General features: G+C 66.3%; 22 protein-coding genes, 1 pseudogene and 1 riboswitch. Of the genes and pseudogenes, 5 read left to right on the top strand and 18 right to left on the bottom strand.

Annotation, left to right across the window (positions count from 1 at the left end):
* Positions 1-4 precede the first annotated feature (4 nt).
* Both ACTDI4_RS15210 and ACTDI4_RS15205 read right to left on the bottom strand, forming a co-directional pair.
* A complete protein-coding gene (locus ACTDI4_RS15210; RefSeq protein ID WP_442841938.1) occupies positions 5-889 on the bottom strand; it encodes an HpcH/HpaI aldolase/citrate lyase family protein in 885 nt (294 codons plus the stop codon).
* Positions 889-1,341, bottom strand: a complete 453-nt coding sequence (locus ACTDI4_RS15205) for a MaoC family dehydratase (RefSeq protein ID WP_442841937.1) — start codon at positions 1,339-1,341, stop codon at positions 889-891. The genes ACTDI4_RS15210 and ACTDI4_RS15205 overlap by 1 nt, the downstream gene beginning before the upstream one ends.
* Positions 1,342-1,497: 156 nt before the next feature.
* Between ACTDI4_RS15205 and ACTDI4_RS15200 the strand changes: the two genes are divergently transcribed.
* Complete coding sequence (locus ACTDI4_RS15200; protein WP_442841936.1) at positions 1,498-2,619, top strand: DUF2336 domain-containing protein; 1,122 nt, start codon at positions 1,498-1,500, stop codon at positions 2,617-2,619.
* Between the two features lie 10 nt (positions 2,620-2,629).
* Here ACTDI4_RS15200 and ACTDI4_RS15195 read toward each other — a convergent pair whose 3' ends face one another.
* The 11 genes from ACTDI4_RS15195 to ACTDI4_RS15145 all read right to left on the bottom strand — a co-directional run bounded on the left by ACTDI4_RS15195 (position 2,630) and on the right by ACTDI4_RS15145 (position 16,249).
* Complete coding sequence (locus ACTDI4_RS15195) at positions 2,630-4,666, bottom strand: FUSC family protein (protein ID WP_442841935.1); 2,037 nt, start codon at positions 4,664-4,666, stop codon at positions 2,630-2,632.
* A 54-nt stretch (positions 4,667-4,720) separates the two neighbouring features.
* Positions 4,721-6,784: a DNA topoisomerase IV subunit B gene (gene parE, locus ACTDI4_RS15190; protein ID WP_442841934.1), complete on the bottom strand. Its 2,064-nt coding sequence runs from the start codon at positions 6,782-6,784 to the stop codon at positions 4,721-4,723.
* A gap of 199 nt (positions 6,785-6,983) precedes the next feature.
* The gene (gene gcvP / locus ACTDI4_RS15185) at positions 6,984-9,794 is read right to left on the bottom strand and encodes an aminomethyl-transferring glycine dehydrogenase (protein ID WP_442841933.1); all 2,811 of its coding nucleotides are present in this window, start codon (positions 9,792-9,794) and stop codon (positions 6,984-6,986) included.
* A gap of 12 nt (positions 9,795-9,806) precedes the next feature.
* On the bottom strand, positions 9,807-10,175 hold the full coding sequence (gcvH, locus tag ACTDI4_RS15180; RefSeq protein ID WP_442841932.1) for a glycine cleavage system protein GcvH: 369 nt from the start codon (positions 10,173-10,175) through the stop codon (positions 9,807-9,809).
* 5 nt (positions 10,176-10,180) lie between these two features.
* Positions 10,181-11,284, bottom strand: coding sequence for a glycine cleavage system aminomethyltransferase GcvT (gene gcvT / locus ACTDI4_RS15175; protein WP_442841931.1), 1,104 nt, complete (start codon positions 11,282-11,284; stop codon positions 10,181-10,183).
* A gap of 152 nt (positions 11,285-11,436) precedes the next feature.
* Positions 11,437-11,523: riboswitch (glycine riboswitch) on the bottom strand.
* A gap of 131 nt (positions 11,524-11,654) precedes the next feature.
* The gene (locus ACTDI4_RS15170; RefSeq protein WP_442841930.1) at positions 11,655-12,050 is read right to left on the bottom strand and encodes a helix-turn-helix domain-containing protein; all 396 of its coding nucleotides are present in this window, start codon (positions 12,048-12,050) and stop codon (positions 11,655-11,657) included.
* A 143-nt stretch (positions 12,051-12,193) separates the two neighbouring features.
* Entirely contained in the window at positions 12,194-12,991 is a 798-nt protein-coding gene (locus tag ACTDI4_RS15165) for a molybdopterin-binding protein (protein WP_442841929.1), read from the bottom strand.
* A gap of 1 nt (position 12,992) precedes the next feature.
* Positions 12,993-13,841: a cytochrome b/b6 domain-containing protein gene (locus ACTDI4_RS15160; protein ID WP_442841928.1), complete on the bottom strand. Its 849-nt coding sequence runs from the start codon at positions 13,839-13,841 to the stop codon at positions 12,993-12,995.
* A gap of 137 nt (positions 13,842-13,978) precedes the next feature.
* Entirely contained in the window at positions 13,979-14,644 is a 666-nt protein-coding gene (locus ACTDI4_RS15155) for a DUF1345 domain-containing protein (RefSeq protein ID WP_442841927.1), read from the bottom strand.
* The gene (locus ACTDI4_RS15150; RefSeq protein WP_442841926.1) at positions 14,641-15,111 is read right to left on the bottom strand and encodes a YaiI/YqxD family protein; all 471 of its coding nucleotides are present in this window, start codon (positions 15,109-15,111) and stop codon (positions 14,641-14,643) included. The genes ACTDI4_RS15155 and ACTDI4_RS15150 overlap by 4 nt, the downstream gene beginning before the upstream one ends.
* A gap of 10 nt (positions 15,112-15,121) precedes the next feature.
* On the bottom strand, positions 15,122-16,249 hold the full coding sequence (locus tag ACTDI4_RS15145; protein WP_442841925.1) for an S-(hydroxymethyl)glutathione dehydrogenase/class III alcohol dehydrogenase: 1,128 nt from the start codon (positions 16,247-16,249) through the stop codon (positions 15,122-15,124).
* A gap of 155 nt (positions 16,250-16,404) precedes the next feature.
* On the opposite strand from ACTDI4_RS15145, the gene ACTDI4_RS15140 reads away from it, so the two are divergent.
* Together ACTDI4_RS15140 and ACTDI4_RS15135 are read left to right on the top strand one after the other, a co-directional pair.
* Positions 16,405-16,839 (top strand): ion channel, encoded by a 435-nt coding sequence (locus ACTDI4_RS15140; RefSeq protein WP_442841924.1) that lies wholly within the window; start codon positions 16,405-16,407, stop codon positions 16,837-16,839.
* A gap of 63 nt (positions 16,840-16,902) precedes the next feature.
* Positions 16,903-18,915 (top strand): acetyl-CoA carboxylase biotin carboxylase subunit, encoded by a 2,013-nt coding sequence (locus ACTDI4_RS15135; protein ID WP_442841923.1) that lies wholly within the window; start codon positions 16,903-16,905, stop codon positions 18,913-18,915.
* Positions 18,916-18,926: 11 nt separating this feature from the next.
* On the opposite strand, the gene ACTDI4_RS15130 is transcribed toward ACTDI4_RS15135, so the two are convergent.
* Positions 18,927-19,235, bottom strand: coding sequence for a type II toxin-antitoxin system RelE/ParE family toxin (locus tag ACTDI4_RS15130; protein ID WP_442841922.1), 309 nt, complete (start codon positions 19,233-19,235; stop codon positions 18,927-18,929).
* A complete protein-coding gene (locus ACTDI4_RS15125) occupies positions 19,232-19,492 on the bottom strand; it encodes a CopG family ribbon-helix-helix protein (protein ID WP_442843365.1) in 261 nt (86 codons plus the stop codon). The genes ACTDI4_RS15130 and ACTDI4_RS15125 overlap by 4 nt, the downstream gene beginning before the upstream one ends.
* A gap of 221 nt (positions 19,493-19,713) precedes the next feature.
* Between ACTDI4_RS15125 and dnaE the strand changes: the two genes are divergently transcribed.
* Positions 19,714-23,166 carry a DNA polymerase III subunit alpha gene (gene dnaE, locus ACTDI4_RS15120; protein ID WP_442843364.1) on the top strand — a complete coding sequence of 1,151 codons (3,453 nt, stop codon included), beginning with the start codon at positions 19,714-19,716 and terminating at the stop codon, positions 23,164-23,166.
* Between the two features lie 33 nt (positions 23,167-23,199).
* Here the strand turns inward: dnaE and ACTDI4_RS15115 are convergent, their stop codons facing one another.
* Positions 23,200-24,564: a DNA polymerase IV gene (locus ACTDI4_RS15115; protein WP_442841921.1), complete on the bottom strand. Its 1,365-nt coding sequence runs from the start codon at positions 24,562-24,564 to the stop codon at positions 23,200-23,202.
* 65 nt (positions 24,565-24,629) lie between these two features.
* On the opposite strand from ACTDI4_RS15115, the gene ACTDI4_RS15110 reads away from it, so the two are divergent.
* A complete protein-coding gene (locus tag ACTDI4_RS15110; RefSeq protein WP_442841920.1) occupies positions 24,630-25,205 on the top strand; it encodes a GNAT family N-acetyltransferase in 576 nt (191 codons plus the stop codon).
* A 63-nt stretch (positions 25,206-25,268) separates the two neighbouring features.
* Here the strand turns inward: ACTDI4_RS15110 and ACTDI4_RS15105 are convergent, their stop codons facing one another.
* Together ACTDI4_RS15105 and ACTDI4_RS15100 are read right to left on the bottom strand one after the other, a co-directional pair.
* Entirely contained in the window at positions 25,269-25,958 is a 690-nt protein-coding gene (locus tag ACTDI4_RS15105) for a response regulator (RefSeq protein ID WP_442841919.1), read from the bottom strand.
* Positions 25,955-26,299 (bottom strand): annotated as a pseudogene (locus ACTDI4_RS15100) (sensor histidine kinase); the annotation flags it as partial. The pseudogene ACTDI4_RS15100 and the gene ACTDI4_RS15105, both read right to left, overlap by 4 nt.
* Positions 26,300-26,305 lie beyond the last annotated feature (6 nt).

The following is a 26,305-nucleotide window of genomic DNA, read 5'->3' as shown; positions in this document are numbered from 1 at the left end:
GCGGCTACGACGCGTCTATGCCCGCAGCCCTTGCCCTGGCCAGCAGCCGCTCGGCCAGGCGCAGGTGCGGGCGGTCGTACATCTTGCCCTCGATGCCGACGACGCCGGCATTGCCGGCCGCCGCGAACGCGGCCACGATCGCGGCCGACTGCTCCACCGCTTCCTGCGTAGGCGTGAAAGCGGCGTTGATGACGGCTACCTGCGCCGGGTGGATCGCCATCTTGCCGGTGAAGCCGTCGCGTTCGGCTTCCGCGCATTCCGCCTCGAAGGCGGCCATGTCGCGAAAATTCGGGAAGACGGTGTCGATGGCGGCCACTTCCGCCGAGGACGCGGCCAGTATGGTCAGTGCGCGGGCGAGGCGGAAGACGTCCGTGTAGCGGCCGTTTTCGTCGCGCGCGGTGCGGGCGCCGACCGAAGCCGAAAGGTCTTCCGCCCCCCAGGTGATGCCGGAAAGCCTCGCGCCCGCCTGTGTATAGGTCGCGGCAGCAAGCACGCCGGCCGCCGTCTCGGTGGCGATCGGCAATATCCTGATGCTGCCGTCCGGCAGGCCGTTTTCGGCCTCGTGCACGCGCAGCTTCGCCGCCAGTTGCTGCACGTCGTGCCCGCCGTTCGACTTGGGCAGCATGATGCCGTCCGGACGGGCAGGCACGAGGGCGGCGAGATCGTCGTCGGTCAGCCCGGTCGAAAGGTCGTTGACGCGCACATAGACCGCAGCCTTGAAGGCGGCGCGCCGGTCGGAAACGAAAGCGGCCGCCACGGCGCGCGCCGCCGCCTTGTTCTGCGGCGCGATCGAATCCTCCAGGTCCACGATCACCACGTCGGCCTCGGACGACAGGCCCTTTTCGAGCTTCTTTTCCGAATCGCCGGGAACGAACAGCAAGGAGCGCATCAGGCAGGCCTCTTCAGTATCATCGCCTGCCGCAGGCACTTGGCGACGAGAACGTCATTCTGGTTGTAGGCGCGGTGCTCGAACTCGACGATGCCGCGATCGGGCCTGGATTTGGATTCACGCACCGACACCACCGTGGTTTCCACCCGCACCGTGTCGCCATGGAACAGCGGATGCGGAAAAGTCGTGTCCGTCATGCCGAGATTGGCGACGGTGGTGCCGATGGTGAGGTCGTTCACCGAGATGCCGATCATCAGGCCGAGGGTGAACAGCGAATTGACCAGCGGCTTTCCCCATTCGCTCTTCGCGGCGAAGTCGAAGTCGATGTGCAGCGGCTGGGTGTTCAGCGTCATGACGGAGAACAGCATGTTGTCGCTCTCGGTCACCGTCTTGCGCAGCGTGTGCCGAAACACCTGTCCGACGGCAAGTTCCTCAAGGTAAAGTCCGGCCATCTCGTTCCCCGTGTCGCCGTCTGTGGTGCCGCTTGATAGGCCGCGCGCCGGTGCCCTTCAAGCCGGTTAATGAAGATGGTGAACCGTTCGTAAACCATTTTCCCGCACTGTCGGCGCGGGCTGGATGAATATCGACCGGGGCGCGAGCGGGCGGGCATGGTGGTTTCGCATTTCCTGAAATGGATCGGCACGGCGCGGGTCTCGGAGCGCGTGGCGGCGGCCGCCGCCCTGGCGCGTGCCTATGTCGACCGCGAGCTTGCCTTCGAGGACCGTTGCGCGGCCGAGGCGGCGCTGACGCTTCTGCTGGACGACGCGTCCGCCAAGGTGCGGCAGGCTATGGCCGAGGCACTGTCGATGAGCCGCCATGCACCCGTGCAGATCGTCGCGGCGCTGGCATCCGACCAGCCCGAAGTGGCGAGATTCGTGCTGGCGCGCTCGCCGCTTCTCACCGATTCCGACCTGATCGACCGCGTGGCGACCGGGCAGAAGGCCACGCAAAGCCTGATCGCCGGCCGGCCCGTCGTTTCCATGGCGGTGGCCGCGGCCATAGCCGAGATCGGCGAGCCGGAAGCCTGCCTCGACCTTCTGGTCAACGGCGGCGCCGAGATCGCCTCGCTCAGCTTTCGGCGCATGGCCGAGCGCCACGGTCATCTGCCCGCCGTGCGCGAGGCCCTGGTTTCGCATGCCGGGCTGCCGGCGGATTGCCGCCACATGCTGCTCGTCAAGCTCGGGGAAGCGCTCAAGGGCGCGCCGCTGGTGCTGGCGCTCATGGGGCCGGCGCGGGCCGAGCGCATGCTGCGCGACGCCTGCATGAAGGCGTCGCTGACGCTGATCGAGGCCACGCGCGCCGAGGAGCATGCTGCGCTGGTGGAGCATCTGCGCCTGCGCGGCGATCTCACCTCCGCCTTCCTCATCCGCACGGTCGCCCACGGCAAGGTGGATTTCTTCGGCGCCGCGCTGGTGGCGCTGACCGGGCAGAGCGGCCAGCGGGTGGGCGCATTGCTTTCGGGCGGGCACGACACCGCGCTCAAGGCGCTGTTCCGCGCTGCCGGACTGGCCGAGGCCACATATATGGTCATCCTGCGGGCGCTGAAGGTGTGGCGCGACGTTGCCAATGGCAAACGCGTGGCCGGCGTGCAGGAAGTAAGCTGGCTGATGCTGAAGGAACTGGGCGGGCAGGGCGCCGAGGGCGAGTTGGCCTCCCTGGTGAAGTCGATCCATCTGGAGGCGCTGCGCCGCAATGCGCGCGGCCACGCGCTGGCCATCGCGGCGGCGTGAAGCCTTTGCCTTATCCCTGCTTGCGGAAGAATTCCGGGTAGTCCTCGATCGCGGCGGCGATGATGCGCATGGAGGCCGCGGCCTCCAGCGCCTCCGGTGTCTCGGCACCGGCGATCTCCAGTGCGCTTTGCCGTGCCCGGGCGATCGTGGCGGCCCATGAGTTGCCCGGAAACTGCACCAGCAGATCGCGCGCGACGCCCCTGAGGAAATCCCCCACCACCTGCATGGCTCCTGCCGGCAGGGCGGAGCCCAGCCGGATCTTGCGCAGCCGCAGGATTTCCAGCCCCACCGTCACCGCCGCCACGCTGCCGCCGAACAGGGCCTCGCCGCGCCGTCCGCTGGCCTGCAGCAGCGGCATCAACTGGTTGATGCGGTCGTAGGCGAGGCTTTCGAAGGCCGAGCGGCGTGCGATGCGTTCATGCAGGCAAAGCCGGGCGAGGTCTTCGCGCATGGCGCGTACGATACGCTCCATCGTGGCGCTTGGGTCGGTCGGCAGGACGGTCAGGAACACGCCGATGGCCAGCAGGATGCCGACGAGAAGGGAGACCGAGCCGGCCAGGAATTCCTGCGGGTTGTAGACCATCACCTGCCGGGGGCTCATGAAGGCGAGGAAATTGATGACGAAGGCCGCCGCAATGCCGGTCATGCGCGGATTGGGCATGGCCAGCGCCGCCGGCAGCAGGACAGGCACCACGAACAGCATGAACCAGCCGAAGCCGGGGAAGGCCGGCAGCACATATTGGCCCAGCACGAAGGCGAAAGGCAGGGCCAGCAGCGTGCCCTTGAAGAAGTCCCACGCCACCTTGACCGGGAAGGGGCGCGCCGCGAACAGGCTGGACACAACGGCGACGATGATGACGATCTCCGTCGCTCCCGGCCACTGCGTCTCAAGCCAGAAGGCGGCCATCAGCGCGGTGGCTGCCGTGGCCCGCACGGCATTGCGCCAAGCCGCGTGATAGTCGCGGTGGATGACCAGTGCGGGCTGGCGTCGCGCCCGCCGCGTGCTTTCGGGCGGCCGCCGCAAGGCGTCCAGGCCGCGCAGCGCGCCTTTCAGCGCCTGGGCGAACTCGGCGGCGATGTTGAGCCGCGTCAACGTGCCGATCGGATCGCCGCCTTCGCTCGCTGCCGGCGGCGGCGCACCCGCCAGGGCGGCAATGTTGTCCAGTCGCGCGATATGGGAAGCGGTGTCGTTCAGCGTATCGGCGTCGGCAAGTGCGTCCACGGCCGTTTTCAGGGCCTCGCGCATCGGCATCAGCGCGGTATTTTCGGGCGCGGCGTGGGTTTGCAGCATGCGCGCGGCCGAAAGCGCCGACAGCAGATGGCCGATGGTGCGGCGGACCGAATGCGCACGGGTGGACATGCTGGGCGTTTCCAGCCGCGCATAGGCGCGCATTTCGCTGAGCGCCTGGGTGTCGGCGATCAGCTTGCGGTGGAGCGCCTGCAGCCGCGCCGGATCGCCGCCGGAAAAGGCGCCGGCCGCATAGGAGGCAAGATCTGTGATGCAGCGGGCCAGCCGCGCGCTCATGGCCTCGCCCGCCAGTTGCGGCAGGATCAGCCGGCTGGTCAGGCCGGCGCAGACGATGCCGATCACGATCTCGCCGCAGCGGGCCAGCGCCAGTTCGTGCAGCAGATGCGGTTCGCCGACGGCGGGAAGGCCGATGATGACGGCGGTATAGCCGGCAAGGGCCGCGCCATAGGCTTCAGGATTACGCAGCAGCGACGAAACGAAGGTGCAGAGACCGATCCACAGCGCCAGCACGGCGACGAACAGCCAGTCATGGCCCGCGAAGACCGGAACGAGAGCGAGCGCCGCGCCGGCGCCGACCAGGGTTCCGACCAGGCGGAAAAAACCCTTGGCCAGCACCATGCCGGCGACCGGCTGCGCGACGATGAACACGGTCATCATCGCCCAATGCGGATGATCCAGCCTCAGCGCATAGGAAACAAGCAGCGCAATCAGTCCGGCTGACGTGGTGCGCAGGGCGAAGATCCAGTCGCTGCGCGTCGGCCGGGTAAGGGCAGCGGACCAATCCCGGAACCGATTCACCAGCCATCTCCCAGCCGTCTCGAAGTCGTGGTGCTGCCGCTTCGCCGGCGCGGCTCAGATATCCAGCGCGTCCGCCTCCGCGAATTCGGCCCGTTCCTGGATGAAGCGGAAACGCGCTTCCGGCTTGGTGCCCATCAACGCGTCCACCGCGTCCCTGGTTGCCGTCTCCTCGTCCAGCACGTTGACCCGCAGCAATGTACGCTTTTTCGGGTCCATGGTGGTTTCCTTGAGCTGGGCCGCCATCATCTCGCCCAGGCCCTTGAAGCGGCCGATCTCGACCTTGCCGCGGCCGGTGAACTCGGTGCGCAGCAATTCGTCCTTGTGGGCGTCGTCGCGGGCATAGGCCACCTTGCCGCCCTGGCGGATCGAGTAGAGCGGCGGCACGGCCATGTAGAGGTGGCCGCCGCGGATAAGCTGCGGCATCTCGCGGTAGAAGAAGGTGATGAGCAGCGAGGCGATGTGTGCGCCGTCGACATCGGCGTCGGTCATGATGATGACGCGGTCGTAGCGCAGGTCCTCCTCGCGATATTTCGACCGGGTTCCGCAGCCCAGCGCCTGGGTCAGGTCGGAGATGGTCTGGTTGGCGGCCAGCTTGTCGTTGCCGGCGCTCGCCACGTTCAGGATCTTGCCGCGCAACGGCAGCACCGCCTGGCTGGCGCGGTCGCGCGCCTGCTTGGCGGAGCCGCCGGCCGAATCGCCTTCCACGATGAAGATTTCGGCGCCGGCAGCGGCATTCTGCGTGCAGTCCGCCAATTTGCCGGGCAAGCGCAGCTTGCGCACCGCGCTCTTGCGCGACACTTCCTTCTCCTGGCGCCGGCGCACGCGCTCGTCGGCACGTGCGATCACCCAGTCCAGCAGCTTGGTGGCTTCCTGCGGATTGGCCGCGAGCCACAGGTCGAACGGGTCGCGGATGGCGTTCTCCACGATCCGGATCGCCTCCACCGTGGCGAGGCGGTCCTTGGTCTGGCCGACGAATTCCGGCTCGCGGATGAACACGGACAACATGCCGGCGGCCGACATCATCACGTCCTCGGAGGTGACGATCGACGCCCGCTTGTTGCCGGTCAGATCGGCATAGGCCTTGAGCCCGCGCGTCAGCACGTTGCGGAAGCCGGCTTCGTGCGTGCCGCCCTCATGGGTGGGAATGGTATTGCAGTACGAATTGAGGAAGCCGTCGCCGCCATACCAGGTCACGGCCCATTCCAGCGAGCCGTGGCCGCCCTGCTTCTCGCTCTTGCCGGCGAAGATGTCGCGCGTGACCTGGAACTCGTCGCCGAGCGAGGCCTTGAGGTAGTCGCCGAGGCCGCCGGGGAAGTGGAACTCCGCCTTGGGCGGGGTGTCGTCCTTTTCCTTGATGAGCAAGGGATCGCACGACCAGCGGATCTGCACGCCGCCGAACAGATAGGCCTTCGAGCGCGCCATGCGGTAGAGGCGGGCCGGTTCGAAGGCGGCAGCCTTGCCGAAAATCTCCGGGTCGGGATGGAAACGCACGGTGGTGCCGCGCCGGTTGTGGATTTCGCCGAGTTGTTCCAGCGGTCCCTGCGGCTTGCCGCGCGAGAAGCGCTGCCGGTAGAGGCGGCGGCCCCGCGCCACTTCCACGTCGAGCTGATCCGACAGCGCGTTGACGACGGACACGCCGACGCCGTGCAGGCCGCCCGAGGTTTCGTACACCTTCGAATCGAATTTGCCGCCGGCATGCAGCGTGGTCATGATGACCTCGAGCGCCGACTTGTCCTTGAATTTCGGATGCGGGTCGACCGGGATGCCGCGGCCGTTGTCGGTGACGGTGAGGAAACCGTCGGCCGAAAGCTCCACCTCGATGAAGGTGGCGTGGCCGGCCACCGCCTCGTCCATGGAATTGTCGATGACCTCGGCGAAGAGGTGATGCAGCGCCTTCTCGTCGGTGCCGCCGATATACATGCCCGGCCTGCGCCGCACCGGCTCCAGCCCTTCCAGAACCTCGATGTCGGCGGCGCTGTAGCTGTCGCCCGCGTCCCTAGGGGGAGGGGGGGGCGCCTTTCGTGCCGCCTGCACCAGCGGATCGGCCGGGCGCGACGGCACGCGAACGGGCTGAGGCTGACTGTCGAGACTGGCGAAGAGGTCGTTGCTGTCGTCCATGCGAATCTGGGATGTCCCCGCTGCGAATCACCGTCGGAGTCTGCCACGCTTTGGGCGATGGCGCGACCAAGGTTCCGGGTATGTTCGAAGGCTTCGGCCGTGGAAATACAGATCATCGCCATCCGGGGCAAGGGAGAAAGCGAAGGGCCGGCGCTGGCGCCGGCCCCCTGCATGACCCATTTTCCTGCCCTTGGCCGCGTTACTCGGCCGCGTCGCTGTATTCCGACAGGGGCGGGCAGGAGCAGACCAGGTTGCGGTCGCCGGCGACATTGTCGATGCGCGATACCGGCGGCCAGTATTTCACCAGCGTGTCGACGTTACCCGCCGGGTAGGCCGCTTCCAGGCGCGAATAGGGATGCGTCCATTCGCCGGCCAGCGTCTCGGCAGGCGTGTGCGGGGCGTTGACCAGCGGATTGTCGTCGGCCGGCCATTCGCCCTTTTCCACCTTCTCGGCTTCGTCGGCGATGGCGATCAGGGCTTCGCAGAGACGATCCACCTCGCTCTTCGGCTCGGATTCGGTCGGCTCCACCATCAGCGTGCCCGCCACCGGGAACGACATGGTTGGGGCGTGGAAGCCGTAGTCGATCAGCCGCTTGGCGATGTCGTCCACGGTGATGCCGGAGCGGTCCTTGATGACGCGCGTGTCGAGGATGCACTCATGCGCCACGCGGCCGCCACGGCCCCGGTAGAGCACCGAATAGTGGTTGCCCAGCCGCGCCACCAGATAGTTGGCCGACAGGATGGCGATCTCGGTGGCCTTCTTCAGCCCTTCCGGTCCCATCATGCGGATATACATCCAGGTGATGGGCAGGATCGAGGCGCTGCCGAAGGGCGCGGCCGACACGGCATGCGCCGAGCCTTCCGCAACGTGGCCCGGCAGATAGGGCTTCAGATGCGCCTTGACGCCGATCGGGCCGACACCCGGGCCGCCGCCGCCATGCGGAATGCAGAAGGTCTTGTGCAGGTTCATGTGGCAGACGTCGGCGCCGATGTCGCCGGGGCGGGCAAGCCCGACCAGCGCGTTGAGGTTGGCGCCGTCGAAATAGACCTGTCCGCCGTGCTCGTGCACGATGGCGCAGATGTCCTTGGCGCCTTCCTCGAACACGCCGTGCGTGGACGGGTAGGTGAACATCAGCGCCGCCAGGTTGGCGCCGTGCTGCTCGGCCTTGGCCTTGAGGTCGTCGATGTCGATGTTGCCGTCGTCGGTGCAGCGGACCACCACCACGCTCATGCCGGCCATGGCAGCGCTGGCCGGGTTGGTGCCATGCGCGGAGGAGGGGATGAGGCAGATGTTGCGGTGCCCTTCGTTGCGCGACTTGTGATAGCCGCGGATGGCGAGCAGACCGGCATATTCGCCCTGGCTGCCGGCATTGGGCTGCAGCGTCACGGCGTCGAAGCCGGTGATCTCGGCCAGCCAGCCCTCCAGCTCATCGATCATCGCGCGAAAGCCCTCCGTATGCGCCTTGGGCGCGAAGGGATGCAGATTGGCGATGTTGGGCCAGCTTACCGGCATCATCTCGGCCGCCGCATTGAGCTTCATGGTGCAGGAGCCGAGCGGAATCATGGCGCGGTCGAGCGCCAGGTCCTTGTCGGCCAGCCTGCGCAGGAAGCGCATCATGTCGGTTTCCGAGCGGTTCTCGTGGAAGGCCGGCTGGGTGAGGAATTCCCTGCCGCGCGGCTGGCCGGGGAGGGTGCGGGCGGCAGAAGGCTTCGCCTTTGCCCCGAACAGGGCGGCGATGGCTTCCAGATCGACCTCGGTCGAGGTCTCGTCGAAGGCGATGCCGACATGGTCTGCGTCGACGGCGCGCAGCAGCCTGCCGTCCTTCTCGGCTTCGGCGGCGATGGCTTGCGCCTTGCCCTTCACCTCGACCGTCACCGTATCGAAGCGGCTGGAGCCCAGCACCTTCACGTTCGCCGCGGCCAGGCCCTCGGCAAGTCCCGCAGCCAGCGCATGGATGCGCGAGGCGATGGCCTGCAAGCCGGTCGGGCCGTGCCAGATCGCATAGGCGGTCGCCATGTTGGCAAGCAGGGCCTGGGCGGTGCAGATGTTGGAGGTGGCCTTGTCGCGGCGGATATGCTGCTCGCGCGTCTGGAGGGCGAGGCGGAAGCCGGGGCGGCCATGCGCGTCGACCGACTGGCCGACGAGGCGGCCGGGCATCAGCCGGGTGAGCTTTTCCGACACGGCGCAATAGGCGGCATGCGGGCCGCCGAACCCCATCGGCACGCCGAAGCGCTGCATGGAGCCGACGGCGATGTCGGCGCCGAGGCTTGCGGGTGCGCTGGTGACGGTCAGCGACAGCGGGTCGGAGATGAAGACGACCAGCGCGCCGGCGGCCTTCGCCTTCTCGATCGCCGCCTTGTGGTCGCCGTAGACGCCGTTGGCGTCCGGCCAGGACACGAGGAGGGCGGCCGTGTCGCCGTCGATCGTATCGCCGTCGATCTCGATGCCGAGCGGCTCGGCGCGCGTGTTGAGCACGTCGAGCGTCTGTGGCAGCGGCACGCCGGCAAGGGCTATCTTGTTGCGCTTGTCGCGATGGTGGCGAACGGCGATGCCGACCGCCTCGGCGGCGGCGGTCGCCTCATCCAGAAGCGAGGCGGAGGCTACCGGCAGGCCGGTCAACTCGGCCACCAGGGTCTGGAAATTGAAGAGCATTTCCAGCCGGCCCTGGCTGATCTCGGCCTGGTAGGGCGTATAGGCCGTGTACCAGGCCGGGTTTTCGAACATGTTGCGCTGGATGACAGGCGGCACCTGCACGCCATGATAGCCCGCGCCGATGAAACTCTTCATCACAACGTTGCGCGACATCGTGGCCGCAAGCTCGGCCAGAGCCTCGGCCTCGGTGGCCGGCGCCGGCAGGTCGAGCGGCCGGTCGAGCCGGATCGACTTCGGGACCGCCTGATCGATCAGCGTCTCGACCGAAGGAACGCCGATGCGGGCAAGCATGGCGCGTATGTCGTCCCCGCCGGGGCCGATATGGCGGTCCGTGAAAGCGTAGGGTGCCGTGGTCATCTCGTCCATCCGTCAGCCGATATGGGCATTGTAGCCGGCTTCGTCGAGGAGGCCCTCGAGCTGGCTCTCGTCGGCAAGCTTCATCTTCCACAGCCAGCCGTCGCCGGCCGGCGCGGAATTGACCAGCGCGGGATCGGCGGAAAGCGCCTCATTGGCCTCGACGACTTCGCCGTCCACGGGCGCGTAGACGTCGGAGGCGGCCTTGACGGATTCCACCACCACGGCGGTGTCGCCCTTGGTCAGGCTCTTTCCGGCTTCGGGAAGCTCGACGAAGACGAGGTCGCCAAGCTGCTCCTGGGCATAGTCGGTGATGCCGACGGTGGCGACGCCGCCCTCGACGCGGAGCCATTCGTGATCTTGCGTATAATAGGTCTTGGCCATGGAAATCATCCTTTGCGATAGCGGTGTGGCGTGAACGGCAGGGCGGCGACGTCCACCGGCACTTTCGTGCCGCGCACATCGGCGAACAGTCTTGTCCCGGGCTTGGCGAGCGTGGCCGAAACGTAGCCCATGGCGACGGGATGGCCCGCCGACGGGCCGAATCCGCCCGAGGTGACGCGGCCCGCCTCATTCCCGTCAGCGTCGAACAGGGCGGCGCCCGCGCGCACCGGCATGCGGCCTTCCGGCTTGAGGCCGACGCGCTTTTCAGCGGCTCCGCGCTCCAGGGCGGCGCGCAGCGCATCGGCTCCGAGGAAGCCGCCGGAGGCACGGATTTCCTTCGGCACGGCCCACATCAGGCCGGCCGAGACGGGGTTCGTCTCAGGTGTCAGGTCCTGCCCGTGCAGGCAAAGGCCCGCCTCGAGCCTCAGGCTGTCGCGCGCGGCGAGCCCGATCCACATGACGCGCTCGTCGGCGAGCAGCTTTTCGAGCAGCGCGCGCGCGTCCTTCTCCGGCAGGCCGATCTCGAAACCGTCCTCCCCGGTGTAGCCGGAGCGGCTCATGAACCAGCCTTCGCGCGGCTCGATGCCATGCATGAAGGAAAGCGCAGCGGTCTCGATGCCCGCCTGGTTGAGCGCCGCTTCCGCTTCCGGTCCCTGGATGGCGAGGAAGATGCGGTCCAGCGGCTCCACCGTCGCGTCGAAGCCGGCAGCCACCTGCTGCAAATGCGCAATGTCGGCGGCTGCGTTGCCCGCATTGGCCACCACCATGAAGCGCTCGGGGCCGAGGCGGGTGACGATAAGGTCGTCGTCTATGCCGGCCTTGCCGTTGAGGAAGAACGTATATTTGGACTGCGATTGCTCCAGCGCGCCGGCGTCGAGCGGGCAGGCGCGGTTGAGCAGGGCCGCCGCCTGCGGGCCATGCACGGCGATCAGCTTCATGTGCGAGATGTCGAACAGCCCGACATGCTGGCGCGTGTGCTGATGCTCCTTCATGACGCCGGCCGGATAGGTGAGCGGCATGTTCCAGCCGGCAAAGGGGCCGAATTTGGCGCCCGCGGCCTTATGCAGATCTTCGAGAGGAAGTGTCTTGGTGTTGCTTTCGCCCGTCATGTCTTCTCCAGAACAGCACGCTTCGGGCCGCTGTGTGCGGCCGGTTCGTGCCCCTCTGTCTGAAGCCTGAGAGACTCGCGCCGCCGGAACACGTTCGGCTACGCTTACACCTTCGGCGCAGGGCTTTCGCCCCGACTTTCCAGAGTGTCTTTACCCCGTCCACGGTTCTTTTGCCTGAGAGATTTCGGGCGATTTCCCCTTCGGCGGCAGCTTGTGCTGCTCTCTCCCGCAAACAGGTGGAGCTTCCGCTAGAAAGCCCCCGACGACTCATCCTTAGCCTGCGCGCGACAGATTGTCACCTGCCTGCGGCGCTGCCCGCGGAAATTTCCGCGGAACGGCAAAATCGCCGGGGACCCGATCTGATTCAGCTTTACTGCGGCCTGGGGGCGGCTACGCCGGCCGCGTCCAGCCGCTGCTCGATGCTGCCGATCAACTGGCCCGTTTGCGCATGCAGCAGCTTCAATTTGGCCAATTGTTCGCAGATCAGCGTGGTCTCATACCGCTCCGGATGCTCGGCGGGCGCGGTTCCAACCCCGTGCAGAAGCCAGGAGAGGCTCACATTCAGAAGACCCGACAATTTGCCGAGGCGATGCGATCCGGGCTGAGACCGGTCGGTCTCCCATTCCTGCACTGTGGCGGTCTTTACGCCGAGCCGCCAGGCCAGTTCCCTGGTGTTCAGATCGCTCACGTCGAGGGCGCGCGAAAGGCGTCCGCCGAACGTATCGAGATCAGGTTCTTCTTCGAAAATAGTCGTGGTGTCGGACACCCGATGCACCTCCTGTCTGGTTGCGGGATGATTTGGCGCGGATCGGTCCTGCGCCGTCCAAGAGCATAGGCGCCTTACCCCCGATCACAAGGCTCGGCTTTGGAATTTTCCATAAGCTATTGAAATATAATGGCTATAAAGAACTATATGCCGCCATACCAGTCGTAGCCATAGTCCTCCCAGAAGCCGCCATGGCCGCCGCCTATGGCGGCAAAGCCGTCGATCAGCTCTATGCGGCTCAGATATTTCGGCATCTTGTAGCCGAGCTGCCGCTCCACCCGCACGCGCAGCGGCGCGCCGTTCTCCACCGGCAACGGCTTGCCGTTCACACCGTAGGCGAGGATCGTCTGCGGATGACGCGCATCGATCAGGTCGATCGAGCCGTAATATTTGACGTCGCCGCCGGAAAGGGTGTGGTCGATCGTGTCGAGGCAGTGGAACATGACGTAGCGCGCCTGCGGCTTCACCACGGCCATGTCGAGCACCAGCGACAGCGGCGTGCCGGTCCATTTGGCGATGCAGCTCCAGCCCTCCACGCAGTCGTGGCGGGTGATCTGGGTGCGGCTCGGCATGGCGATGAGCTGGTCGCGAGTAAGCGAAAGCGGCTTTTCCACCAGGCCCGTCACCTCCAGCCGCCAGTTTGCGAAACCATCGGCCAGCAGGCTCTTGTAATGGTCGTCGTCCGGCGCGGTGACGCCGTTCGGCCGCATCGGCTGGCGAATGTCGGCCTCGGTGAATTCGGGCGCCAGCGCATTCGGTCCGGCAAGCAGGCGCTGAACGCGCCAGGTCAGGCCGTTGGCGTTTTCGAGGAAGGAGCGCAGGCCGTCGCCCATGCCAAGATGGCCGTCGAAGGCATCGCAGCCCGACAGCATGACGCCGGAGGCGCCGAGACCGGCGGCGGTCAGGAACTTTCTTCGGTCGATGCGGAATTTCTGTGCCATGTCAGGCATCTTCCCTGCCCGGCGGGTCGGTGCGGTACCAGCCGGTGATGATGGAACGCAATTCGTTGATGGGGCCGGCTGCCAGGATCATCACCATATGGACGATGAAGAACAGCACAAGCAGGGTCATGACCGTGAAGTGGATCGTGCGTGCCGTCTGGCGCCCGCCGAGCACCTCGTTGAGGAAGGGCAGCACCGCATCCATGCTGGGCGACATGGCGAGCCCGGTGATGATCATCAGCGGCAGAAGCACGAACAGCACGCCGGCATAGGCCAGCTTTTGCAGCGTGTTGTAGGCGCGGGCATGATGAAACCTCAGCCTGGCATGGTCGGCGACGTCGCGGGGCAACTGGCGGAAATCCCGCAGGCGCGGCCACAGATCGCGGCGGACGTGGCCGTTCAAAAGGCTGGCAGCCAGCCAGACCAGAAGGGTGGCACTCAAGATCCAGGCGAAAAAGAAATGCACCACCCGCGCCGTGCCGAGGTCGTAATAGGAGGGGATCGTTGCCCAGGAGGGGAAGGCACGTGCGGTTTCCCCGCCGGGCGGTCCTGACCAGCCGAGCACGCCGGTGGTGTCGAAGCGATGGCCGAGGATTTCCGTGAAGCCGCGCGGCCCGTTGTCGGTGTCTTCCGCGCCGATCTGAAAGACGGTGTTGTCGAAGCCGAAGCCGGATTGCTTGCCGATGTAGAGCTGCGGGCGGGCATTGAAGATCTGCAGGCCGGAAAGCAGCATGAAGAACAGGCATGCGGCCCAGAGCCAGTGCGTGGCCCGGGTCCACAGCGATTGGCGATAGACCAGCGGCCCCTTCGTGGGCGGGACGGTCGTGTCGGCGTCAGCAGCGACATCCATGGTTGCGGCCCCTCGTTCCGGCGGCCTCTCATCGGGCGCCAGCGCCCGCGATCATAGTCGATGTGAGCGCGGCAGAGGCGATTTTAGAGCATTCTCACGAAATATTGCGGGCGGCGTGTTCGCAGACCGATGCGGGTTCAGCCCGCGAGGTTCACTGCCACATTGACGGCCGCGGCCACGATGACGGTATTGAAGAAGAACGCGACAATCGAGTGCACCAGCACCACACGCCGCATCTCGGTGGTGGTCACCGACGTGTCCGAAGTCTGCGCGGTCATGCCGATGACGGCTGAGAAATACAGGAAATCCCACCCCTGCGGCTTTTCGGTATTCGGGAAGCCGAAGCCCCCGACGGGCAGCTTCTTCTTGCTGGCCGAGACGGGATCGTCCATCCAGTAGACATGGGCGTAGTGCAGCGCCGCCATCGAATGGATCGTGAACCAGCCCAGCGGGATCACGGCGAGCGCGAAGGCCAGGCTCCACGGGTCCAGATGCTGCTTGTCGTTGATGAGCTGGAACATCGATACCACGGCCGCGCCGACGACCAGCAGCGTGACGGCGAAGATGACGAAGACCGGCTGATCGGCAGCCCGCGCGTTGCGGCTGAGATAGCTCGCGGAGAGCTTGCGCATCAGCAGCAGGATCAGCACGTCGTAGGCCAGGAAGAATGCATTGGCGCCGATCAGATAAGAAAGGCGCGCATGCAGGAAAAGCGAGACGACGAGCGCGGCGATGCCGATGCCGGCCGACAACAGGAACTGGGTGTGGCGACGCGCGAGTGGCTTGGCGGACGCGGTGTTCATGGTCCTGTCGTGGCCGATTTCAGGGCCCGCCGCAAGATGCGGTCGAGCTCGCCCAGGAAGCGCGAGCGATCCTGCGGCGAGAAGCCGGCATTATAGCCCTTGCTCTCGCCGGTTTCGCGCAGATGCTGCTTCAAGTCGCGCATGGCGACCGCCATGCCGATGGTTTCGGGCGTGAACGGGCGCCCGGTGGGGCCGAGAACATGCACGCCCAGCGGCACGAGGCGCGCGGCCAGCGGAATGTCGGCCGTCACCGCCACGTCATTGGGGCGCACATGCTCGACGATCCAGTCGTCGGCCGCATCCGCGCCCTTGGAGACGACGACATTGCGTACCATGGGATCGCGCGAGGGTCGCAGGCCGCCATTGGCCACGAAGGTGACGCCAACGCCGTGGCGCTCCGCCACCTTCAGCACCTCCGCCTTCACCGGGCAGGCGTCGGCATCGACGTAGATGGCGGGAGCCGGCACGGGCGTCGGCTCAGTAGACGACGACGCTGCGGATCGACTTGCCCTGGTTCATCAGGTCGAAGCCCTTGTTGATGTCTTCCAGCGGCATGGTGTGGGTGATCATCGGGTCGATCTGGATCTTGCCCTCCATGTACCAGTCGACGATCTTCGGCACGTCGGTGCGGCCGCGCGCGCCGCCGAAGGCGGTGCCCATCCAGGTGCGGCCGGTGACGAGCTGGAACGGCCGCGTCGAGATTTCCTGGCCGGCGCCGGCAACGCCGATGATGACCGACTTGCCCCAGCCGCGATGGGAGGCTTCCAGCGCCTGGCGCATGACCCTGGTATTGCCGGTGCAGTCGAAGGTGTAGTCGGCGCCGCCGATCTGGTCGGCGCCGCGCTTGGTCATGTTGACCAGCCAGGGCACGATATCGCCGTCGACTTCCTTCGGGTTGACGAAATGCGTCATGCCGAAGCGCTCGCCCCATTCCTTCTTGTCGTTGTTCAAATCGACGCCGATGATCATGTCGGCGCCGGCCAGCTTCAGCCCCTGGATGACGTTGAGGCCGATGCCGCCCAGGCCGAAGACGATGGCGGTGGCGCCGATCTCGACCTTGGCCGTGTTGATGACGGCGCCGATGCCGGTGGTCACCCCGCAGCCGATGTAGCAGATCTTGTCGAAGGGGGCGTCCGGGTTGACCTTGGCCAGCGCGATCTCGGGCAGCACGGTGAAGTTGGAGAAGGTCGAGCAGCCCATGTAGTGGAACAGCTTTTCGCCGCCGATGGAAAAGCGCGAGGTGCCGTCGGGCATCAGCCCCTGGCCCTGGGTGGCGCGGATGGCCGTGCACAGATTGGTCTTGCGCGACAGGCAGGACGGGCACGAGCGGCATTCGGGCGTGTAGAGCGGGATGACGTGGTCGCCCTTCTTCAGGCTGCTCACGCCCTTGCCGACGTCGACGACGACGCCGGCGCCCTCATGGCCGAGGATGGCGGGAAAAATGCCTTCCGGGTCGGCGCCCGAAAGCGTGAACTCGTCGGTGTGGCAGATGCCGGTGGCCTTCACCTCGACCAGCACCTCGCCCTCGCGCGGCCCTTCCAGGTCGACTTCCATGATCTCCAAGGGCTTGCCGGCTCCAACGGCTACGGCGGCACGGGTCTTCATCGAGCGATCCTCCTGGGAATTGCGAACGGGGTCTGGTGATCCTGCTAGCCCAGGCTTTCAGGATTTGAAAGCCGTGTCGGTCGTTGCGGACGAAAGCGGGGCGAAATGTCGTCCTGCGCCATGATAGTGGCATCATCGGCATCGAAAGTCTGCCGATGGCGGCGAATCTTTTCCTGGCCACGGCCCTCAACGTGGCGACGTTCCTGGTCCATGCGGCGGGGCTCATGGTGCTGAGTTTCGTGATCGCCTACCTTCTGGACCATCCGCTCATAGACGGACGTCAGGGCGAGAAGGTGCTGGCCATGGTGGCGCTGGCGCTCGGCCTGTTCGCCCTGGTGTGCTCCGAGACGGCCATGTGGGCGATCGGCATGGTGGCGGTGGGCGCCTTCCACGATTTCGCCACGGCCTTCTATTTCTCGACCTCGGCCTTCGCCACGATCGGCTTTACGGATGCCGAGCCGGAAAAGACCTGGCGGCTGCTCGGCTCGATGGAAGGCATCACCGGCCTGCTCATCATGGGCTGGACGGCGGCCTATCTCGTCACCTCCAGTATCCGCTTCGGCCCCTTCGAGCGAGACAAGCATTTCTGACGCCCTTGAGGCTTTGCCGGATAGCCCATAAAAAGATGGGCCTGCCGGAGGGATCGCGTCCGCATGTTCAAGAAGATTCTGATCGCCAACCGTGGCGAGATCGCCTGCCGCGTCATCAGGACGGCGCGCAAGATGGGGATCGCCACCGTCGCGGTCTATTCGGATGCCGACCGCGACGCGGTGCATGTCGCAATGGCCGATGAGGCCGTGCATATCGGCCCGGCGCCGGCCGCACAGAGCTATCTCGTGGCCGACAAGATCATCGAGGCTTGCAAGGCCACGGGGGCGCAGGCCGTGCATCCCGGCTACGGCTTCCTGTCGGAGCGCGCCTCCTTCTGCGCGGCCCTGGAAAAGCAGGGCATCGTCTTCATCGGCCCGAAGCCGAAGGCGATCGAAGCTATGGGCGACAAGATCGAATCGAAGAAATTCGCCAATGCCGCCAGGGTCTCGACCGTGCCCGGCTATATTGGCGTGATCGGGGACGCCGACCATGCCGAAAAGATCGCCGGCGAGATCGGCTATCCGGTGATGATCAAGGCGTCGGCCGGTGGTGGCGGCAAAGGCATGCGCATAGCCTGGTCGCAGAAGGACGTGCGCGACGGCTTCGAACGTGCGCGTTCGGAGGCGAAAAGCTCCTTCGGCGACGACCGCGTGTTCATCGAGAAGTTCGTGGTCGAGCCCCGCCATATCGAGATCCAGGTGCTGGCCGACGCACATGGCAATGCCGTCTATCTCGGCGAGCGCGAATGCTCGATCCAGCGCCGCAACCAGAAGGTGGTGGAAGAGGCGCCATCGCCCTTCCTGGACGAGAAGACACGGGTGGCGATGGGCGAGCAGGCGGTGGCCCTGGCGAAGGCCGTGGACTACCAGAGCGCTGGAACGGTGGAGTTCATCGTCGACAAGGACAAGAACTTCTATTTCCTTGAAATGAATACGAGATTGCAGGTCGAGCATCCGGTGACGGAGCTTGTCACCGGTATCGACCTGGTCGAGCAGATGATCCGTGTGGCTGCGGGCGAGAAGCTTCCCTTCAGCCAATCGGACGTGAAACTGGACGGCTGGGCGGTGGAAAGCCGGCTCTACGCAGAGGACCCGTACCGCAATTTCCTGCCCTCGATCGGCCGGCTCACCCGCTACCGGCCGCCGCAGGAAGGGCGCTTCGGCGACATCGTCGTCCGCAACGACACCGGGGTGACGGAAGGGGCGGAAATCTCGATGTATTACGACCCGATGATCGCCAAGCTGTGCACCTGGGCGCCGACCCGGGCGGCAGCCATCGAGGCCATGTCGGAGGCGCTGGACGAGTTCGTGGTCGACGGCATCGAGCACAACATCCCCTTCCTCGCCGCGCTCATGCGGCATCCGCGCTGGCGCGAGGGCAGACTTTCGACCGGCTTCATCGCCGAGGAATATCCGGACGGTTTTTCGCCGGTGGCGCCGGACGGCGAGGAGAAAGCGGTACTGGCGGCCGTCGCGCTGGCCGTCGAACTGTTGCGCCGTGACCGGCTGGACCGCCTTGCGGGACGGCTCGCGCCCCATTCGGGCGCGGTCAAGCCCGGCTGGGTTGTGAAGATCGGCGAGGACTATATGCCCGTCTCGATCCTGGAAGGCATGATCTCCATTCCGATGGAGATCGACATGTCGGTCGATGGAGGCAAGCCGCTGACGGTCTCCTCCGACTGGCGGCCGGGCGAGGCGGTATGGCGCGGCAGGGTGGGAGCGCGTCAGGTCGCTGCGCAACTGCGGCCGCTGCCGAACGGCCTGCGCATTGCCTGGCAGGGCATGGCCGTGGAGGCCTACGCCATGCTGCCGCGCATCGCCGAACTGGAAAGGCTGATGCCGGTCAAGCAGGCGCCGGACACATCCAGGCTGCTTCTGTGCCCGATGCCGGGGCTGGTGGTGTCCATCGCCGTTTCCGAAGGGCAGGAGGTCAAGGCGGGCGAGACGCTTGCGGTCGTCGAGGCCATGAAGATGGAGAACGTGCTGCGCGCCGAGCGCGACCTGACCGTGGCGAAGCTGAACGCCAGGCCCGGCGACAGCCTGGCGGTGGACGCGGTGATCATGGAGTTCGCATAGCGGGCGTGGTTTCAGTCCGGCCATTCGCCGGGCGGCCAGTCTCTGGATGTATGGATCACGCGCAGGATGACGATGGCTTCTCCTGCGGCCGCAGAAACGATTGCATAGGCGATGATGTAGGGGAGGCCGAGCACCGGTTTTTCATACGTGCTGACGACTCGTCCCGGTCTGCCGGTGGCCATATCGCCCAGTGATTTGCCCGTATGACGGATCCGGTCGGCTATCCTGCGTGCGGCCGCCGGATTGTCCATGGCGATGAAAGCGACTTGGTCTTTCAGATCGTTCAGCGCATCGCGTGACCACTGAACGGCGCGTTTCATTTCTTGGCGTTCTCCGCAGCCTCGATCGCTGCGTAGACCTCGGCCATTGCCTGGTCATGGGGGATAACACGCCCAGCCTCGACATCCTTGAGCCCGCGCTTTATGCCCTCGATGATGTCAAGTTCCCGCTTCACATAAGCGGAGACCGCCTCTCCTGCGAGGAAAGATTTGCTGCGGCGTGTATCGCTGGCCAGACGTTCCAATTTTTCCTTGGTCACTGCGTCAACGCGTATCGTGAGGGTGCTGCTTGCCATGATGGGTGCCGTGTGTTCGGATGTGCACATATTAGCACAGGAGCGACCTTCCGCAAATTGTGGTCGTAAGCCGTTTGCGTTGGACTGTCGGCGTCGGTTCGCCGAAAATAGCGTTCCACTCTCGAGTCCTTTGGCAAAGTGAATTCATGTCGGATGAAAGACCCCCACGCGATCCGTTGAAGCGCGAAGCGCAGCAGCAGCGGCCTTCCGAGCCGGTTGCGCCCATGCGCGCCTTCATCCATCTGCGGGTGCACTCGGCCTATTCGCTGCTGGAAGGCGCGCTGCAACTGGGCGCGATCGTCGGCCACGCGGCGAAGGACGGCACGCCGGCCATCGCCGTCACCGACACCAACAATCTGTTCGGCGCGCTGGAATTCGCGCAGAAGTCGGCGAAGGACGGCATCCAGCCGATAGTGGGGTGCCAGCTCGATCTCGCCTTTTCGGGAGAAGCGGGCGACGGACAGCGCGACCGGCGCCGCCACGGCCCGGCAATGTGGCCCGTGGTGCTGATCGCCGCCACCGAGGCGGGCTATGCCAATCTGGTGCGGCTGGTCAGCCGCGCCTATCTGGACACGCCGTCCGGCGAGCCGGTGCATGTCACCACGGAAATGGCGGCTGCGTTGGCAGAAGGCATCATCTGCCTTACCGGCGGGCCGCGCGGACCGGTGGGAGCCGCCCTCAAGGAGGAGCGGCGCGACCTCGCCGAGGCGCGCCTGCTGCAACTGAGGGAGATTTTCGGCGACCGGCTCTATGTCGAACTGGAGCGCATGTCCGGCTACGACCGCATGGTCGAGCAGGCGACTGTCGAACTCGCCTACCGCCACGAATTGCCGCTGGTGGCCACCAACGAAGCGTTTTTCCTGAAGCGGGAGGACTATGAGGCGCATGATGCGCTGATCGCCATAGCCGAGGGATCGGTCGTCGCCTCCGATAACCGCCGCCGGCTCTCGCCCGACAACCATCTCAAGAGCCAGGCCGAGATGTCGGCGCTGTTTTCCGACCTGCCCGAGGCGCTGGACAACACGGTCGAGATCGCGCGGCGCTGTTCCTACTACCCGAAGAACCGCAAGCCGATCCTGCCGCGCTTCGCCGGCGCCGACGTGGCCGACGCCGAGGCCGCCGAGAAGGCCGAGGCCGAAGAACTGGCGCGCCAGGCGCGCGAGGGGCTTGAAATGCGCTTCCGCACCCGCGGGATGCATGAGGGCTTCAGCGAAGAGCAATATCGGCAAAGGCTGGAGTTCGAGATCGGCATCATCCAGCGCATGAAGTTTCCCGGCTACTTCCTGATCGTGGCGGACTTCATCAAATGGGCCAAGGCGCACGACATTCCGGTCGGGCCGGGGCGCGGCTCGGGCGCGGGCTCGCTGGTCGCCTATGCGCTGACCATCACCGATGTCGACCCGCTGCGCTTTTCGCTGCTGTTCGAGCGCTTCCTCAATCCCGACCGCGTCTCGATGCCCGACTTCGACATCGACTTCTGCCAGGATCGGCGCGAGGAGGTGATCCGCTACGTGCAGGCCAAGTACGGCCGCGACCAGGTCGGCCAGATCATCACCTTCGGAACGCTCCAGGCGCGCGCGGTGCTGCGCGACGTCGGCCGGGTGCTGCAGATGCCCTATGGCCAGGTGGACCGCCTGTGCAAGATGGTGCCGCAGAACCCGGCCAATCCGGTCAAGCTGGCCGAGGCCATCGCCAACGAGCCGCGCTTCGCCGAGGAGGTCGAGAAGGAGCCGATCGTCCAGACCCTGCTCGACATGGCGCAGAAGCTGGAGGGGCTCTATCGCCACGCCTCCACGCACGCCGCCGGCATCGTCATCGGCGACCGGCCGCTGTCGGAACTGGTGCCGATGTACCGCGATCCGCGCTCGGACATGCCGGTCACGCAGTTCAACATGAAGAAGGTCGAGGATGCCGGGCTGGTGAAGTTCGACTTCCTCGGCCTCAAGACGCTGACGGTGCTGGAAACGGCGGTGAAGCTCATTCGCCGGCGCGGCGTCGAGATCGATCTCGCCACGATCCCGCTGGACGACAGGCCGACCTACGAGATGCTGTCGCGCGGCGAGGTGGTGGGCGTGTTCCAGGTGGAATCGGCCGGCATGCGCAAGGCGCTGATCGGCATGAAGCCCGACCGCATCGAGGACATCATCGCGCTGGTGGCGCTCTACCGCCCCGGTCCGATGGAAAATATTCCCACCTACAATGCCCGCAAGCACGGCGAGGAGGAGATCGCCTCCATCCATCCAAAGATCGACCATCTGGTGAAGGAGACCCAAGGGGTCATCGTCTACCAGGAGCAGGTCATGCAGATCGCGCAGGAACTGGCGGGCTACACGCTCGGCGAAGCCGACCTCCTGCGCCGCGCCATGGGCAAGAAGATCCGCGCCGAGATGGACAAGCAGCGCGAGCGTTTCGTCACCGGCGCGGTGGAGCGCGGCGTGGCCAAGCCGCAGGCCGATTTCATCTTCGACCTGCTGGCCAAGTTCGCCGACTACGGCTTCAACAAGTCGCATGCCGCCGCCTATGCCATCGTCTCCTACCAGACCGCCTACCTGAAGGCGCATTATCCGGTTGAGTTCCTGGCCGCCTCCATGACGCTCGACATGGGCAACACCGACAAGCTCGCCGATTTCCGCCAGGATGCCATGCGGCTGGGCATCGAGGTGGTGCCGCCTTCGGTGACGAGTTCGTTCCGCGCCTTCGAGGTGGGCGAGAGCCGGATCTTCTATTCGCTGGCGGCATTGAAGGGCGTGGGCGATGCGGCCGTCGAGCACATCGTGGAGAAGCGCAGGGACGGCCCGTTCAAGAGCCTTGCCGACTTCTGCGAGCGCGTGGACCCCAAGGTCGTCGGCAAGCGTGTGCTCGAAAGCCTCATCATGGCGGGCGCGCTGGACTGTTTCGGGCACGACCGCGCCGCGATGATGGCGGGCGTGGAGCGCATGATGGGGCTGGCGGCCCTTGCCCAGCAGAACGCGGTGTCCGGCCAGGCCGACATTTTCGGCGCTTCGCTGGGCGCACAGTCGCAGGCGCTCAACCTGCCGGCGACCGAGCCATGGCTGCCGGCCGACCGGCTGCACCGGGAGTTCCAGGTGGTCGGCTTCTATCTGTCCGCCCATCCGCTGGATGAATACAAGGCGGCGCTGGAGAAGATGCGGGTGCAGAACTGGGCCGAATTCTCGGCTGCGGTGAAGCGCGGCGCCAGCGCCGGGCGCCTGGCGGGCACGATCACGTCCAAGCAGGAGCGCAAGACCCGCACCGGCAACAAGATGGGCGTGGTGATGTTTTCCGACACCACCGGCCAGTACGAGGCGGTGATGTTTTCCGAGACGCTGGCGCAATATCGCGACATGCTGGAGGCGGGAAAATCGGTGGTCATCACCGTTGCGGCCGAGGACCGGCCCGAAGGCGTCAACCTGCGCATCCAGACGGTGCAGTCGCTGGACGACGAGGCAAGCCGCATTCAGAAGGCGCTGCGCATCTTCGTGCGCGACAGCGCCCCGCTCGACACGCTGGCGCGCCAATTGGCCGTGAGAGGCGAGGGGCAGGTCAGCCTGGTGGTCATCAAGGAAGACGGGCAGGGCGAGGTTGAGATCGCGCTGTCGGACCGCTACCGCATCGGCCCGCGCGAGGCCTCCGCCATGCGCGCGGTGCCCGGGGTGGTCGAGGTCGAGCTGGTATAGACGGTCCCGCTGCCGTTCGCCGCGGAGGGCGGATCAGATTCGCTCCCAGGGATGGCGCACTTCGGGTTCTTCGTCCTCTCCGGGCCGTGCCGGCCGGCCGCGGTGGCCCTTGCCGAAAGTGTAGCCGGTTTCCACCGCCTTGCGTCCGAACTTGTCGCGCAGCGCGTCCACCGCGCCTTCGGCCAGCGCACGCTTGTGCGCCCGGGCGTCGACGAGGTCGGGCGGGTCGGCCTTGCCGTCGTCCGTAAGGTCGCTGATGCCGATGCCGAGCAGCCGATATTTCGTGCCGTCCGCTTCCTTGCGCAGCAAGTCGAGCCCGGTGGAGAAGATGCGGTCGGCCAGCCGGGTGGGGTCGGCGAGTTGACGGTTGCGGGTGCGGATCCTGAAATCCTGCGACTTCAGCTTCAGCACCACGGTGCGTCCCGCGATGTTGGCCTTCTTGAGCCGCGCCGAGACCTTTTCCGACAAGGCGCGCAACACCGGCACGAGATCGTCCATGCCGGCAAGATCCGTATCGAAGGTGGTTTCGGCCGAGACGCTCTTCGTGTCGCGCGCGGCGTCGACACGGCGGTCGTCCTGGCCGCGCGCCAGGCGATAGAGCCGGTCGCCCATGGTGCCGTAGCGGCGCATCAGGTCGGCCCGCTCCATTTTCTGCAATTGGGCGATCGCGCGGATGCCGTCATGCTCCAGCGTGGCGGCGAAGGATTTGCCGACGCCCCAGATCAGCGTCACCGGTTGTTCGGCCAGGAAGGAGACGGCCTCGGCCTCGCCGATAACCGCAAAGCCCCGCGGCTTGCGCAGGTCGGACGCCACCTTGGCCAGGAACTTGCAGTAGGACAGGCCGACGGAAACGGTGATGCCGATCTCCTTCTCCACAGCCAGGGCGAAACGCGCCAGCACCAGCGCCGGCGGCAGGCCGTGCAGCTTCTGCGTTCCGGCAAGGTCGAGGAACGCCTCGTCGATGGAAAGCGGCTCGACCAGCGGGGTGAGCGCCTGCATCATGGCGCGCACCTCCCGTCCGACGCGGACATATTTTTCCATGTCCGGCTTGATGACCACCGCCTCGGGGCAGGCCTCGAGCGCCTTGAACATCGGCATGGCCGAGTGCACGCCATGGATGCGGGCAATGTAGCAGGCGGTGGAAACCACGCCGCGCTTGCCGCCGCCGACGATGACCGGCCGGTCCTTCAGCGCGGGGTTGTCGCGCTTCTCGACCGCCGCATAGAAGGCATCGCAATCGATATGGGCCAGGGCGAGCCGGTAAAGTTCGGCATGACGCGTCAGGCGCGGGCTGCCGCAGCGCCTGCATCGCGACGTGGCGTCGCCCTGCAGGGTCAGGCAGTCGCGGCAGAAGCCATGTGCGGGATCGTTGACGGCGAGGCCCATTTGTGCGAACATAAAGAGAACAAATGTTATGGTACGTCAGGACGACGGTGGCGGCAAGGCGGGGGCCGGAGTGAGGCATGGATACGACCATCACGCCGGTTACGGCAGAGCTGTGGCCGGATTTCGAGGATTTGTTCGGCAAGCAGGGGGCCTGCTATGGCTGCTGGTGCACGCATTTCCGCCAGGCGCCGGCGGTGCGGCGGCAGAACGACCGCGAGCGTAACAAGGATCACATCCGCGCGCGTATCGAGGCGGGGCCACCGCCGGGGCTGCTGGCCTTCGAGGAGGGCAGGGCAGTCGGGTGGATGCAGGTCGGCCCCCGGGCCGACGTGCCGGAGTGGAACAACGCCGGCCGCGGCTCGGCACCCGTGGACCCGGCCGATGCCGCCGATCCGGGAGTATGGGCCATATCCTGCTTCTTCATCCGCACCAAGGCCCGCGGCAAGGGGCTGACCCACGGGCTGGTGGCTGCGGGAATCGATTTCGCGCGGCAGAGCGGCGCGCGCCTGCTGGAGGCATGTCCCATGGACCTGTCGCGCGATTCGCGTTCGATCGGCCTGTTCGTCGGTTCCTCGCGCGTGTTCGAGAAGGCGGGCTTCGAGCGGCTGGTGGAGCGCAAGGCGGGCCGTCCGTTGATGCGGCTGGTGCTGTGACCCGCACAGGCGGCAACGAAGCCGGCTTCGGGACTACTGGTGCCCGGAGAGGCGAGGGGCCGCCTATTCCAGGGTGAGCCGGTAGCCCACGCCCGTTTCGGTCAATATGTGCCGCGGCCGTTCGGGATCGGCCTCGATCTTCTGCCTGAGCTGGCGCACGTAGATGCGCAGGTACTGCACATCGGTTTCGCCGCCCCACACCTCGTTCATCAGCATGCGATGGGTCAGCACCTTGCCGGCATGGGCCACCAGCATGCGCAAGATGTCGTACTCCTTGGGCGACAGCTTCGCCTCGGCCCCGCGCACGCGCACGATGCGCCGCACCAGGTCCACGGAAAGGTCGCCCGAGACGAAGACCGGCTTCTCGCCCTGTTGCTGGAGGCCGTGCCGCAGGGCCGCGCGGATGCGGGCGAACAACTCGTCGGCGCCGAACGGCTTGGTGACGTAGTCGTCGGCGCCGAGATCGAGGGCGTTGACCTTGCCCTTCTCGTCCGTCCGGCTCGACAGGACCAGGATCGGCACGGGGGAGCCGCCGTCCCGCAATGCGCGGATCACCTCCAGCCCCTGCATGTCGGGCAGGCCGAGATCGAGGATGACGAGATCGGGTTGCGCCCGTTCCACTTCGGCAAGCGCCGCGCGCCCGTCGGCTGCCTCCAGCACGTGGAAGCCCTGCGAGGCGAGGCTCGTGCGCAGCAGGCGCCGGATCGGCGGCTCGTCGTCCACCACGAGGATGCTGGTGCTGCGCGCGTTCATACGGCCTTCTCCGATTGGCCCGCTGCTGGAACCGGCAACGTGACGGTGAAGACGGCACCGCCGTCCTCGCGGTTGCCGGCCTCGATCGTTCCGCCCATGGCCTCCACGAAGCCGCGGCAGATGGCGAGACCGAGCCCGGTGCCGGCGCGCTGGGTGTCGGACCGGCTGGCCCGGTAGAACTTGTCGAATATGCGCTGCAGATCCTCGCGCGGAATGCCGGCGCCTTCGTCCAGAACCTGCAGGTGCACCCAGGCGCCGTCGCGCCAGCTCCGCACCCCGATCGTCGAGCCGGCCGGCGCGTATTTGGCGGCATTGTCGAGGAGGTTGAACAGGACCTGCTCTGTGAT

The sequence above is a fragment of the Mesorhizobium sp. PUT5 genome, assembly GCF_052216645.1.
In the GTDB taxonomy this organism is placed as follows: Bacteria; Pseudomonadota; Alphaproteobacteria; order Rhizobiales; family Rhizobiaceae; genus Mesorhizobium.
This window is presented reverse-complemented; position numbering and strand designations above follow the sequence as displayed.